This window comes from Streptomyces sp. NPDC001153, assembly GCF_053598315.1.
Genome location: NZ_JBSFJZ010000057.1, coordinates 14,966 through 27,695, shown reverse-complemented (window position 1 = coordinate 27,695; position 12,730 = coordinate 14,966). Strand labels below are relative to the sequence as shown.

At 75.5% G+C, this 12,730-nt stretch carries 12 protein-coding genes; 11 read left to right on the top strand and 1 reads right to left on the bottom strand.

Annotated elements, in window-relative coordinates:
- Positions 1–20: 20 nt before the first annotated feature.
- Positions 21–869 carry a mycofactocin-coupled SDR family oxidoreductase gene (locus ACWDEN_RS41690; RefSeq protein WP_351613818.1) on the bottom strand — a complete coding sequence of 283 codons (849 nt, stop codon included), beginning with the start codon at positions 867–869 and terminating at the stop codon, positions 21–23.
- 217 nt (positions 870–1,086) lie between these two features.
- On the opposite strand from ACWDEN_RS41690, the gene mftA reads away from it, so the two are divergent.
- Genes mftA through mftF form a run of 11 tightly spaced genes read left to right on the top strand, consistent with a single transcriptional unit; the run spans position 1,087 to position 12,340 of the window.
- The gene (gene mftA / locus ACWDEN_RS41685) at positions 1,087–1,209 is read left to right on the top strand and encodes a mycofactocin precursor MftA (protein ID WP_351613821.1); all 123 of its coding nucleotides are present in this window, start codon (positions 1,087–1,089) and stop codon (positions 1,207–1,209) included.
- Positions 1,210–1,222: 13 nt separating this feature from the next.
- Positions 1,223–1,525: a mycofactocin biosynthesis chaperone MftB gene (mftB, locus tag ACWDEN_RS41680; RefSeq protein WP_351613824.1), complete on the top strand. Its 303-nt coding sequence runs from the start codon at positions 1,223–1,225 to the stop codon at positions 1,523–1,525.
- Positions 1,522–2,736, top strand: coding sequence for a mycofactocin radical SAM maturase (gene mftC, locus ACWDEN_RS41675; protein ID WP_450863155.1), 1,215 nt, complete (start codon positions 1,522–1,524; stop codon positions 2,734–2,736). Before mftB ends, mftC begins: the two co-directional genes overlap by 4 nt.
- Positions 2,737–2,738: 2 nt before the next feature.
- The gene (locus ACWDEN_RS41670) at positions 2,739–4,727 is read left to right on the top strand and encodes an oxidoreductase (RefSeq protein ID WP_450863164.1); all 1,989 of its coding nucleotides are present in this window, start codon (positions 2,739–2,741) and stop codon (positions 4,725–4,727) included.
- Positions 4,724–6,691 (top strand): mycofactocin system FadH/OYE family oxidoreductase 2, encoded by a 1,968-nt coding sequence (locus tag ACWDEN_RS41665; protein ID WP_450863153.1) that lies wholly within the window; start codon positions 4,724–4,726, stop codon positions 6,689–6,691. The genes ACWDEN_RS41670 and ACWDEN_RS41665 overlap by 4 nt, the downstream gene beginning before the upstream one ends.
- Positions 6,688–7,614: a mycofactocin-associated electron transfer flavoprotein alpha subunit gene (locus ACWDEN_RS41660; RefSeq protein ID WP_450863151.1), complete on the top strand. Its 927-nt coding sequence runs from the start codon at positions 6,688–6,690 to the stop codon at positions 7,612–7,614. Before ACWDEN_RS41665 ends, ACWDEN_RS41660 begins: the two co-directional genes overlap by 4 nt.
- Entirely contained in the window at positions 7,604–8,935 is a 1,332-nt protein-coding gene (locus ACWDEN_RS41655) for an FAD-dependent oxidoreductase (RefSeq protein WP_351613835.1), read from the top strand. The genes ACWDEN_RS41660 and ACWDEN_RS41655 overlap by 11 nt, the downstream gene beginning before the upstream one ends.
- Entirely contained in the window at positions 8,932–9,243 is a 312-nt protein-coding gene (locus ACWDEN_RS41650) for a ferredoxin family protein (protein WP_351613838.1), read from the top strand. Before ACWDEN_RS41655 ends, ACWDEN_RS41650 begins: the two co-directional genes overlap by 4 nt.
- The gene (locus ACWDEN_RS41645; RefSeq protein ID WP_450863148.1) at positions 9,240–10,109 is read left to right on the top strand and encodes a mycofactocin-associated electron transfer flavoprotein beta subunit; all 870 of its coding nucleotides are present in this window, start codon (positions 9,240–9,242) and stop codon (positions 10,107–10,109) included. The genes ACWDEN_RS41650 and ACWDEN_RS41645 overlap by 4 nt, the downstream gene beginning before the upstream one ends.
- A 21-nt stretch (positions 10,110–10,130) precedes the next feature.
- A complete protein-coding gene (locus ACWDEN_RS41640) occupies positions 10,131–10,937 on the top strand; it encodes a mycofactocin-coupled SDR family oxidoreductase (protein ID WP_450863146.1) in 807 nt (268 codons plus the stop codon).
- On the top strand, positions 10,934–12,340 hold the full coding sequence (gene mftF, locus ACWDEN_RS41635) for a mycofactocin biosynthesis glycosyltransferase MftF (protein WP_450863144.1): 1,407 nt from the start codon (positions 10,934–10,936) through the stop codon (positions 12,338–12,340). The genes ACWDEN_RS41640 and mftF overlap by 4 nt, the downstream gene beginning before the upstream one ends.
- Positions 12,341–12,730 lie beyond the last annotated feature (390 nt).

The following is a 12,730-nucleotide window of genomic DNA, read 5'->3' as shown; positions in this document are numbered from 1 at the left end:
CAAGTGGCCCGCGAGGGGCGTCACAGGCCCTGCTTGACGGTGGCGCCGCCGTCGACCTTCAGGTGCAGACCGGTGACGTAGCGGGACTCGTCGGAGGCGAGGTAGACGACCGCGTGCGAGACGTCGATCGGGTTCACGAACGGGATGGGCATCGACTGGATGCCGGTGAAGATCGGGTCGACGTCCTCGCGGGTGGGCTGCTCGAGGTCAGGGCGGAAGGTCTTGTACATGGCGTCGTTGAGCAGCATGTGCGTGTCGACGTTGGTCGGGTGCACCGCGTTGACGCGCTGCCCGGTCCCGGCGAGCAGCTGGGCCAGCGTGTTGACGTACTCGACCAGGGTGTGCTTGGCGAAGCGGTAGCCGGCGAACCCGGGGCCGGCGGGAGAGACGTCGCCGTGGCCCGGCTGAAGCCCCGTCACCGAGCCGATGACGATGATGGAGGCGCCCTCGCCCAGATGCGGCAGCGCGGCGTGCACGGTGTTGATCACACCGTTCAGGTTGATGTCGACGGTGTCCGTGAAGGCGCCGATCGGGCGCCCGGCGCCGATGGGCAGGATGCCCGCGTTGGGGATGACCACGTCGAGGCGGCCCAACTGGGCCACGCCCTCGTCGACGGCCGCCTTGAGCGCGTCGCGGTCGCGCACGTCCACGCGCCGGGCGACGACCCGGCGGCCGGCCTTCTCGACCAGCCGTGCCGTCTCGTCCAGGTCGTCGGCGCCCGCCATCGGGTATTCGGCGACCGGTATGTCCTCGCACAGGTCGAGAGCGATGATGTCGGCGCCCTCTTCGGCCAGCCGCACGGCGTGGCTTCGGCCCTGGCCGCGCCCCGCTCCGGTGATCACCGCGACTTTTCCAGCCACCCGGCCCATAAGGACCCTCCCGTTTTACTCGATGGAACAGATGAGGGAACAGATTCAGCCAAACTTGTTTCGCCGGAGAGCAATGCCCCGCCTCATTATTGCGACGAAAACCGGCCGGACGGAGTGCGCAGCACCCCCTAAATATGTAGGGGTGGACTGCTCGCGCGAAGGCCACGCACCATCGTTTCCTGGACGATGACGCACGTCTTCACGAAGGGAGTCGGCCATGGAATTCGACGCGACGGCCGAGACGAGCGAGAACGCGGCGCAGTCCACCCCCGACCCGCTGGTGGCCGAGGAACTGCTCGTCGAAGAGGTCTCGATCGACGGCATGTGTGGCGTCTACTGACCGGAGGTCGCCCGTGTTCACTCCGCAGCGCCCCTACCGGTGCTCACCGAGCGTGGCGCTGCGCCCCGAGCCCTTCGGGGCGCTCGCCTACCACTTCGGCACCCGCAGGCTGTGCTTCCTGAAGACGCCCCAGCTGGTGGCGATCGTCAGATCGCTGGCCGACCACCCGGATGTGCACGCGGCGCTGGACGCGGCCGGACTGACCGTCGCCGAACGCGCCGCCCACCTCGGCGCCCTCGCCTCCCTCGCCGCGGGCGGCGTGATCGAGCCCCGCCCCGGGGAGCCGGCCGGCGACCTCCTGGAGGAAGCAGCGTGAAGCTTGTCGAGCACTTCGAGAGCGGCCTGGACGCCCCCATCTGCCTGACCTGGGAGCTGACCTACGCCTGCAACCTGGCGTGCGTGCACTGTCTGTCCTCCTCGGGCCGGCGTGACCCCAGGGAGCTGACCACGGCCGAGTGCAAGGCCGTGATCGACGAGCTGGAGCGCATGCAGGTCTTCTACGTCAACATCGGCGGCGGCGAGCCGACCGTGCGCGCCGACTTCTGGGAGCTGGTCGAGTACGCCACCGCCCACCACGTCGGGGTGAAGTTCTCCACCAACGGGGTGCGCATCACGCCCGAGCGGGCCCGGTGGCTGGCCGCCAGCGACTACGTCGACGTGCAGATCTCCCTGGACGGGGCGACTGCGGAGGTCAACGACGCGGTGCGCGGCCCGGGTTCGTACGACACCGCGATGGCCGCGATCCGCAACCTGGCGGACGCCGGCATGCGGGACTTCAAGCTCAGCGTGGTGGTGACCCGGCACAACGCCGGCCAGCTCGACGACTTCAAGGCCCTCGCCGACACCTACGGCGCCCAGCTGCGCATCACCCGGCTGCGGCCCTCCGGGCGCGGCGCCGACGTGTGGGACGAGCTGCACCCGACCGCCGGTCAGCAGCGCGCGCTGTACGAGTGGCTGCTGGCGCACGGGGAGAACGTGCTCACCGGCGACTCCTTCTTCCACCTCAACGCCCTGGGCGCGCAGCCGCTGCCGGGTCTGAACCTGTGCGGGGCGGGCCGCGTGGTGTGCCTGATCGACCCCGTCGGCGACGTGTACGCCTGCCCGTTCGCCATCCATGACTCCTTCCTCGCCGGCAACGTCCGCTCCCCGGGCGGCTTCGCCGCCGTGTGGCGCGAGTCGGAGCTGTTCGCCGAGCTGCGCTCCCCGCAGACCGGCGGCGCGTGCACGGCCTGCTCGGCGTACGACGCCTGCCGCGGCGGCTGCATGGCCGCGAAGTTCTTCACCGGGCTGCCGCTGGACGGCCCGGACCCGGAGTGCGTGAAGGGCAACGGGGAGCGGGCGCTGGCCGTGGTCGGCGCGGGGGCGGCGCCGCGCCCGGCCGGCGACCACTCGCACCGCACCCGTCCGCGTTCCGGTCCGGTCCCGGTGGCCATCGGGCGCCGTCCGGCCGGTGCCGGGGTGCCGGACCGGTCCTGTGACACCAGCCCGCTGGCCGGGTTCGCGCCCGGCAGCCCGGGGGCCGCGTGACCATGCGTCTGACCGAGCCCGCAGCCCTGGGCCCGTACACCGCCCCGAGCCGGGTGGTGTTCGGGCCGCACGAGACCAACCTGGCCCGCCGCCGTGCGCTGTCGGACCGGCACGTCGCCTACTACGAGCGGCGCGCGGCCGGCGGCGCCGGTCTGGTCGTCACCGAGACGGCGAGCGTGCACGCCTCCGACTGGCCCTACGAGCGGGCCCCGCTGGCCGCGGACTGCGGCCCCGGCTGGGCAGCGACCGCGGCCGCGTGCGCGCCGTACGGAACGCTGGTGGTGGCCTCCCTCGGCCATGCCGGCTCGCAGGGCTCCTCCGCCTACCACCAGTCGGCGCTGTGGGCTCCGTCCCGGGTCGCCGACGTGGTGAGCCGGGAGCTGCCGATGGAGGTGGAGGAGGCCGAACTGGCCGAGCTGCGCGCGGGCTTCGCGGCGGCGGCGCGGCTCGCGGTGGACTCGGGGCTGCACGGGGTGGAGGTCGAGGCGGGCCAGTACAGCCTGCTGCGCCAGTTCCTGTCCGGTCTGACCAACCAGCGCCAGGACGCCTACGGCACCGACCGGCTGCTGCTGGTCCGCCGGGTGCTTCAGGACGTGCGCGAGGCCGTGGGCGAGGGGCGGCTGGTGGGGCTGCGGCTGTCCTGCGACGAGCTGGCGCCGTGGGCCGGCATCACGCCCGAGCACGCCGGGGGTTTCGCCCGTGAGCTGGCGCCGCTGCTCGACTACCTGGTGGTGGTGCGCGGTTCGGCGATGTCCGCCTCCGCCACCCGCCCCGACTTCCACACCCCGCCCGGTTTCAACACCGAGCTGTGCGCCGGTGTGCGCTCGGCGGTCGCCGGGGCGGTGCCCGTGGTGCTGCAGGGTTCGGTCACCGACCCGGGCGCGGCCCAGCGGGCGCTGGACGACGGGGTCGCCGACCTGGTGGAGATGACCCGCGCCCAGATCGCCGATCCGGAGCTGGTCGCGCTGGTGCGCTCGGGACATCCCGAGCGGGTGCGGCCGTGTGTGCTGTGCAACCAGAAGTGCCGCGTACGGGACAACCGCAACCCGGTGGTCTCGTGCGCCGTGGACCCCCGCAGCGGCCACGAGACCGAGGACCCGCCGGACACCCCCCTGAGGCGGGGGCCGTTGTCCGTGGCCGCTGCGGCGCGGGAGGCGGACGCTCCCGGGAGGCTCGACGGCGTGCCTCCCGGGGCGTCGTCCGCCGAGGCCGTCCTCGTGGTCGGCGGCGGTCCGGCGGGCCTGGAGGCCGCGCGGGTGCTGGCCGCCCACGGGCACCCCGTGGAGCTGGTGGAGCGCACCGGTCGGCTCGGCGGGATGCTGCGAGTGACGGGCGGGCGCTGGGCGCCGCTGCTGGACTGGCTGGAGTCGGAGGTACGCAGGCTCGGCGTGGTCGTGCACACCCAAGTCACGGCAAACATCTCCGATTTGACGGGACGCCGGGTCGTGCTGGCCACCGGCTCGCGTCCCGGGCCGCGCCGCCACGACGTCGACGGCGGCGAGGTCCTTGAGGCGGCCGACCTGCTCGCGGGCCGGGCAACAGTGCCGGACGGGCCCGTGCTCGTCCACGACCCCGTCGGGGACGCGACCGGCGTCGCCCTCGCCGAGCGGCTCGCCGCCGAGGGCCGGCGGACCGCGCTGCTCACCCCGGACCAGGTGGCCGGCACGCAGCTGGCCCTGACCGGCGACCTCGCGGACGCGCACGCGCGGCTCGCCCGCGCCGGGGTCACCCTGCTGCGGCGCGCGGTGCTGCGGGCGGTGCTCCCGGACGCCGCACTGGTCGAGGACACCGTCACCGGCGAGCAGCACAAGGTGGCGTGCGCGGCTGTCGTGCACTGCGGTCACCGGCTGCCCGACACCTCGCTCACCGCCCCGGACGGCGCCGTCGAGGCGGGCGACCGGGTGGCGCCGCGCACGGTGTACGAGGCCCTGCTGGAGGGGCGGCGCGCGGCCCGGGCGCTGTGCGATGGCGAAGGGGGTGCGCCGCGGTGAGCGCCCTGAAGCTGCTGTTCTCCCCGCTGCGGCTGGGCCCGCTGACGCTCGCCAACCGGATCGTGTTCTCCGCGCATCTGACGAACTACGCCGAGGACGGCCTGCCCAGTGAGCAGCACGCGGCGTACTACGCGGCGCGGGCGGCCGGCGGGGCCGGGCTGATCATCACCGAGGAGCACTCCACCCACGCCACCGACTGGCCGTACGAGAAGCTCATCCACGGCTTCCGGCCGGAGGCGGTGGCCGGGTACCGGCGCATCACCGAGGCCGTGCACGCGCACGGCACCCCGATCCTCGCCCAGCTCAACCACAACGGCGGCCAGGCGTCCTCGATGTACTCGCGGCTGCCGGTGTGGGCGCCCTCGCCGGTGCCCGACCCGCTGTTCCGGGAGGTGCCCAAGGAGGTCACCACCGCGGAGATCGCCGAGATCGTCGCCGGGTACGGCACGGTCGCCGGGCACTGCGCGGCGGGCGGCTTCGACGGGGTGGAGCTGCAGTGCTCGCACTCCTCGATCGTGCGCGGCTTCCTCTCCCCCGCCACCAACCTGCGCACCGACGCCTACGGCGGCCCGCTGGAGCACCGGGTGCGGATCCTCCGGGAGATCGTCGACGCGGTGCGCGAGGCGATCGGGCCGGACCGGGTGCTGGGAGTGCGGCTGTGCGGCGACGAGCTGCTGGACGGCGGCACCACGATCGAGGAGGCCGTCGCCACGGCCCGGTTGGTGGAGGCCACCGGCAAGGTCGACTACATCAACACCTCGATCGGCGTGGCCACCTCGACCCTGTACATGATCGAGGCGTCGATGTCGGTGCCGCCCGGCTACGCCCTGTTCGTCTCCAACGCCATCCGCTCGGCGGTGCGGCTGCCGGTGATCGGCGTAGGCCGCATCAAGGATCCGGTGCAGGCCGAACGGGCCCTCGCCGAGGGGCACTGCGACCTGGTCGGTGTGGTGCGCGGCCAGATCGCCGATCCGGACTTCGCCGCCAAGGCCCGCGCCGGGCACACCCCGCACATCCGTACCTGTCTGTCCTGCAACCAGGAGTGCGTGGGCCGGATGGGCCTGAACCGCTGGCTGGGCTGCGTCGAGAACCCGCGTGCCGGCCGCGAGGCGGTGCCGCTGCCGGCGCCGGGCCCGAGGCCGCGCCGGGTGCTGGTGGTCGGCGGGGGCCCGGCGGGGCTCCAGGCGGCGGCGACGGCCGCACAGCGCGGGCACCGGGTGACGCTGTACGAGCGGGCCCCGGCCACCGGCGGCCAGGTGGCCACGGCCGCGAGTGCTCCGAGCCGCGCGGAGTTCCTGGACGTGGTGCGCAATCTGCTCGCCGAGTGCGTGCGCCTCGGCGTGGACATCCGCACCGGCGTGGAGGCGACGGCCGGCTCGCTGCGCGCCGAGGCGCCGGACGCGGTCGTGCTCGCCACCGGGGCCCGGCCCCAACCGCCGTACTGGGCGGGCGACCTGGAGCGTGTGGTGGATGTGCGGGATGTGCTGGAGGGCCGGGCCGCTCCGCAGGCCGGGCAGCGGGTCCTGGTGGTCGACGAACTCGGCTTCCACCAGGCCACGTCCGTGGCGGAGCTGCTGGCCGACCGGGGCTGCCGGGTGCGGATCAGCACGCCCGGAATGGTGGTCGGGCAGGACCTGGGCCTGACGCTCGACCTGGAGACGTACGGCGTGCGCGCCCACGCCAAGGGCATCGCGCACGCCACCGACCAGGTGGTGACGGGGGCCCGGCCGAGCGGGGAGGGGGACGGGGAAGTGGAGCTGGACATCCTCACGCACACCACGAGCACCACGGCGCGGGAACGTTACGACTGGGTGGTGTGCGCCGTGCACCAGGCACCGGAGGACGCGTTGTGGCACGCGCTGAAGGATGCCCCGTTCCCGGTCCACCGGGCCGGTGACTGCCTGGCGCCGCGCCGCGCGCACGCCGCCGTCGTCGAGGGCCACCGGGCGGGGGCGGCGCTGTGAGCGCCCACCTGCCCGACCGGGTGGCCGTGCTCGTCGTACGGGAGGGGGTGCTGCCGTCGGGCGCGGACGAGGCCGTGGCCGAGGCGAACGGGCATGCTCTGGTGGCCGGTTCGCGGGCCGCCGCGGGGGCTCGGGAACTCGTCGCCGCCCGGCGGGTGTGGACGGCCGAGAGCGGGACCTCGCCCGCCGCCCTGTCCGTCGCGCTCGCGCCGCTGCTCGCCCCCGTGCACACGGTCGTGCTGCCCGCCTCCCCCGACGGGCGGGACCTGGCGCCGCGTCTGGCCGCCGAGCTGGGGCGGCCGCTGCTCGCCGGCGCCCTTCAGGTGCTGCCGCACGGCGCGGACGTGCTGCGTATGGGCGGGAGCGCACTGGTCGAACTGACCGCGGACGGCCCCTTCGTGGCCACCCTGGAGCCCGGGCTGCGCGGGGCGGTGCCCGTGCCGGGTCCCGCGGAGACGCGCGAACTCACGCTTTGCGGCCCTGCCGCCGCCCCGGACGCGGTGCATGTGGCCGACCTCGACACCTCCGCCGACGCCGGAGATCTCGCCGCCGCCCGCGGGGTGCTCGGCGCGGGCGGCGGGCTGGGCGGCCCCGAGGCCGTGGCACTGCTCGCCGAGGCCGGAGCCGCGCTGGGCATGGCGGTGGGCGGCACCCGGGTGGTCACCGACGCGGGCTGGCTGGAGTACGCCCGGCAGATCGGCACCACCGGCGTGACCGTCGACCCCGACGTGTACGTCGCCTTCGGTGTGTCCGGCGCCCCGCACCACACCGGCGGGCTCGGCTCGCCGCGCCATGTGGTGAGCGTGAACACCGACCCGTACTGCCCGATGACCGTCATGGCCGACCTGGGCATCGTGGCCGACGCGCCCGCCGTGCTCGCCGCGCTGACCCGCAAGCTGCGGGAGGTGGGCGATGCCGCCTGAGACGCATTCCGGGCCCGCCTTCGACGTCGTCGTGGTCGGTGCGGGACCCGCCGGGTCGGCCGCCGCGCTGGAGGCGGCGCGCGCCGGGCTGTCGGTGGCGCTGCTGGAGCGCGGGCCCTACCCGGGCGCCAAGAACGTGTACGGCGGCGTGGTCTACGGCCGGGTCCTGGACGAGCTGGTGCCCGGCTGGTGGGAGCAGATGCCGGTGCAGCGCTGGGTGACCCGGCGCTCCACCATGCTGCTCACCGACAGCCAGGCGCTCACCGTCGACTTCCGCACCGAGGACTGGGGCCGCCCCCCGTACAACGGCGCCACCGCCTTCCGTGCCGAGCTGGACGGCTGGCTCGCCGCACGGGCCGAGGAGGCGGGTGCCGTGCTGGTGCCGTCGACCACGGCCACCGGTCTGCTGCGGGACGCCGCCGGACGGGTCACGGGGGTGCGCACCGACCGTCCGGACGGTGATCTGACCGCCCGGCTCGTCATCGCCTGTGACGGCGTCAACTCCTTCCTCGCCAAGGAGGCGGGGCTGTTCGCGAAGGTGCCGGGCAAGCAGGCCGAGCACACCTCGCTGGGCGTGAAGGAGACCCTGGCCCTGCCGCGCGAGGTCATCGAGGAGCGGTTCGGGCTGAGCGGCCGGCACGGCCAGGACATCGAGGTCCTCGGCTGCACCGGCGGCATCCCCGGCGGTGGCTTCCTCTACACGAACCTGGAGTCGGTCAGCGTCGGCGTGGTGCTGTCGCTGACCGGGCTCGCCGCGTCCGGGGAACGGCCCGAGGCGGTGCTGGCCGGCCTGAAGGCACACCCGGCAATCGCCCCGCTGCTGCGCGGCGCCGAGCTGAAGGAGTACTCCGCCCACCTGATCCCCGAGGGCGGCTACGACACCATGCCCGAACTCGTCACCGACGGCATGCTGGTGGCCGGGGACGCGGCCGCGATGTGCCTGGCCGCCGGGGTCTGGCTGGAGGGCGTCAACTACGCGCTGGCGGCCGGCATGTACGCCGGCCGGACCGCGGCCGCCGCCGTCGCCGCGGGCGACACCTCCCGTGCGGGGCTGGCCGGTTACCGGCGCCTGCTGGAGGAGTCCTTCGTGCTGGCCGACCACCGCAGGCTGCGCCGGGTGCCGGGGCTGGTCTTCTCCGACCGGGTGCAGCGGTCGTACCCGGGGCTGCTGTGCGAGGTGGCCCAGGGGTTCTTCACCGTGGACAACCCGCGTCCCAAGCCGGGCCTGCGCCGGCTGCTGTCGGACGCGGCCCGCGGGCGCGGTGTGCGGCTGCGCCATCTGCTGTCCGACGCGTTCACCGCAGTGAGGTCCTTCCGATGACCCAGTCCAGTCCCCACGCCCACCGTGCCGGTGTGTCCTTCGAGGACCGCATGGCCACGGTGGACTTCCGCGTCGCCGAGCGCGCGCACATCACCGTGGACACCGATGTGTGCCGGTCCTGCGAGGTGCGGGCCTGTGTGCACGCCTGCCCCGCCGCGCTGTTCGTGCCCACGGACGACGGCGGAATCCTGTTCAACTACGAGCAGTGCTTCGAGTGCGGCACCTGCTACCAGGTGTGCGACGCGCCCGGCGCGCTCAGCTGGACCTATCCCGAGGGCGGCCACGGGGTCGCCTTCCGGCAGGGGTGAGCGCCGTGCTGGTGGCCGCCGCCCTGCGCTGGACGGATCCGCGCGCGTCCGCGCACCCGCTGACGGGGCAGGCCCCGAGCGCGCCGTACGCGGCCGGGGCCTCCCCCGCGGACCGGTGCGCTCTGGAGCACGCGCTGCGGCTCGCCGAGCGGCTCGGCGGGCGCTGCCTGGCGGTGACCGTGGGACCCGCGGGCGCCGAGGAGATGCTCCGCGAGGCCCTGGCCGCCGGCGCCGACGAGGTGCTGCGCGTCGACGGTCCGGACGACGACGAGGCGGCGACCGCCCACAGCCTGCTGGCCGGGCTCACCGCCCGGGGCCCGCTGCCGCGGGTGGTGGTGTGCGGGGACCGCTCACTGGACCGGGGCACCGGCGCCACCCCGGCTCTGCTGGCCGGGCTGCTGGGGGCCGCTCAGGCGTTGGGGCTGACGGAGCTGGCGGCCGGGGCGGACACCGCCGCCGGGGTGCCGCTGCGGGCGGTGCGGCGGCTGGACGGCGGACGCGCGGAGGAACTGGCGGTGCCGCTGCCCGCGGTGTGTTCGGTGGAGCCGGGGACCGTGCGGCCCCGTCGGGCGGCGCTCGCCGCGACCCTCGCCGCGCGCCGGGCGGACATCGCCGTCGTGCGGGTGGGTGCGCGGGAGGGCGCCGGGGTGCGGGCCGGTCGCATGCGCCCGTACCGGCCGCGGCCCAGGGCGCTGCCCGCCCCCGAGGGCGGCACCCGGCAGCGGCTGCTCGCGCTCACCGGTGCCCTCGCCCCGCCCCGTACCCCGCCCCGGGTGGTCACCCCCGGTTCCGCGGAGGAGGCGGCCGAGCTGCTCCTCGCCGAGCTGCGGGGGCACGGCGTGGACGCACCGGCGCGAGGGGCCTGAACGGTGGGAAGGGGACCGGCGTTGGAGAACGCACCCGAGTCCGGGGGGCGGCGCACGGCCGTCGTGACCGGCGCGGCGCGCGGCATCGGCGCGGCCGTGGTGGAGCGGCTGGCGGCGGACGGCTGGCTGGTGGTGGCCGTGGACGTGTGCCGGGATCTGCCGGGCGTCGGTTACCCGCTGGGCACCGAGAAGGAGCTGTCGGCGCTGGCGGAACGATGGCCGGACGCGGTGCTGCCGGTGGTCGCCGACGTACGCGACCAGGCGGCCCTCGACGCGGCCGTCGAGCTGGCGCACCGGCGCTCCGGGCACCTGCACGCGGCCGTGGCCGCCGCCGCGGTGATGGCCGGCGGGCGGCCGCTGTGGGAGACCACCGACGCCGAGTGGGACGCCCTGTTCGACATCGGGGTGCGCGGGGTGGCCAACCTGGCCCGTGCCGCCGTACCCCGGATGCTGGCCGCACCCGGGCCGCGCTCGGGCCGGTTCGTCGCGCTCGCCTCGGCCGCCGCCCACCACGGGCTGTGGCACCTGGCCGGGTACAACGCGGCCAAGCACGCGGTGGTGGGCCTGATCCGGGGGCTGGCCGCCGACCTGCGCGGCACCGGTGTGACCGCCACCGCCGTCTCCCCCGGCTCCACCCGCACCCCCATGCTCCAGGCCAGCGCCGACCTGTACGGGCTGCCGGACACCGCCGATTTCGCCGGGCACCAGCTGGTCGAGCGCCTTCTGGAACCCGAGGAGGTGGCGGCCGCCGTGTGCTGGCTGTGCGGTGCGGAGGCGTCCGCCATCACGGGCACGGTCGTGCACGCGGACGGAGGTTTCATGCCATGAGCACATCGAGTACGGCGGTGACGGCGCCGGAGGCGGCCCCGCTGCGTCTGGATCCGGATGTCTCCCTCAGCCGGCTGGACGGAGGCCGTACGCTGCTCGGCGGCTCGCCCTACCGGGTGCTGCGGCTGAGCGAGGCCGGGGCCCGGCTGGTCGACGGCTGGCTCGAGGGCCGGGCGGTGTCCGGTGCGCCCCGGCTCCAGCGGCTGGCGGAGCAGCTGATCACCGCCGGTCTGGTCCATCCCCGTTACAGCGCGGGCCCGTTCACCGAGGCCGACGTCACCGCCGTGATCCCGGTCCGCGACCGCCCCGAGGTGACGCAGACACTGGCGCGGCTGACGGAACTCGCCGCCGCGGTGGTGGTGGACGACGGCAGCGCGGTGCCGCTGCCCGGTGCCACCGTGCGGCATCCGGCCGCGCGCGGTCCGGCCGCCGCGCGCAACAGCGGCTGGCGGCTGGCGGACACGGAGCTGATCGCCTTCCTGGATGCCGACGTGGTGCCCGAACCGGGCTGGCTGGAGGCCCTGTTGCCGCACTTCGCCGATCCGCGGGTGGCCGCGGTGGCACCGCGCGTGCGCAGCCGGCCGGGCGACAGCGCGCTGGACCGCTACGAGCAGGACCGCTCCCCCATCGACCTGGGCCCGCTGCCGGCGGTGGTCCGCCCCGGCAGCCGGGTCAGCTATGTGCCGACGGCCGCCCTGGTCGTACGCGGGTCCGCGCTGCGTGCGCTGGGCGGGTTCGACGAGACGATGCGCTTCGGCGAGGACGTCGACCTGGTGTGGCGGCTGGCCGGCCACGGGCAGCTGGTGCGCTACGAGCCGGCCGCCCAGGTGTGGCACGCGCCCCGGTCCCGGTGGTCGGCGTGGGCGCGGCAGCGCTTCGACTACGGCACCTCGGCCGCCCCGCTCGCGCTGCGGCACGGTGCCGCGGCGGCGCCGGTGCGGGTGTCGCCGTGGACGCTGGCGTGCTGGGGCGCCGTGGCGGCGGGCCGACCGGCCGCCGCCTCCGCCACGGCCCTGATCACCGCGTCGCTGCTGCCGCGCAGACTGCGCGGGGTGGGGGTACCGGCCGAGGAGTCGGTGGCGCTTGCGCTGCGCGGCCACTGGGGTGCGGGCCGGATGTTCGCGGACGCGGTCACCCGCTCGTGGTGGCCGGTGGCGGTGCCGGCCCTGGCCGCCTCCCGGCACGGGCGGCTGCTGCTGGCCGCCGCCTGGGCCCGCCATGTGGCCGACTGGCGCGCGCAACGCCCCGCGCTGCCGCTGCACCAGTGGCTCCCGGCCCGTATCGCCGACGACCTCGCCTACGGCGCCGGCGTCTGGTGGGGCGCCCTGCGCCACCACACCCTGGCCCCGCTGCTTCCGGACGCCCAGGAGTGGCCGGGGCGGGACGGGGTGCGACGGGCCTGATCCGGGCGGCCGGACGCGGCACCTGCCGGGACACCAGAGCCGGACGCGCCGGGTAAGGCGAGGCCGATCCCGGGCCCACGCGAACAGAACGACGTGCGGCCCGGGCCGAAACCGGGCGGACGGCGGCGAGGCTCGGCACCCACCGTGCCGGCGCCGCATCGGCCGGGACACCGGGGCCGGGACGCGCCGGAACAGCGGGGCCGATGCCGGGGCCGCGCGAGGACAACGGCACGCGGCCCACGCGAACAGCACGACGTGCGACCGGAGCCGAAACCGGGCGGACGGCGGTGAGACTCGGCACCCACCGTGCCGGCGCCGCATCGGCCGGGACACCGGGGCCGGGACGCGCCGGAACAGCGGGGCCGATGCCGGGGCCGCGCGAGGACAACG

Excerpts from the sequence above, each read along its gene's own strand:
- ACWDEN_RS41690 (WP_351613818.1), bottom strand. The coding sequence starts at position 869 with ATGGGCCGGGTGGCTGGAAAAGTCGCGGTGATCACCGGAGCGGGGCGC.
- mftA (WP_351613821.1), top strand. The coding sequence starts at position 1,087 with ATGGAATTCGACGCGACGGCCGAGACGAGCGAGAACGCGGCGCAGTCC.
- ACWDEN_RS41670 (WP_450863164.1), top strand. The coding sequence starts at position 2,739 with ATGCGTCTGACCGAGCCCGCAGCCCTGGGCCCGTACACCGCCCCGAGC.
- ACWDEN_RS41655 (WP_351613835.1), top strand. The coding sequence starts at position 7,604 with ATGCCGCCTGAGACGCATTCCGGGCCCGCCTTCGACGTCGTCGTGGTC.
- ACWDEN_RS41650 (WP_351613838.1), top strand. The coding sequence starts at position 8,932 with ATGACCCAGTCCAGTCCCCACGCCCACCGTGCCGGTGTGTCCTTCGAG.
- mftF (WP_450863144.1), top strand. The coding sequence starts at position 10,934 with ATGAGCACATCGAGTACGGCGGTGACGGCGCCGGAGGCGGCCCCGCTG.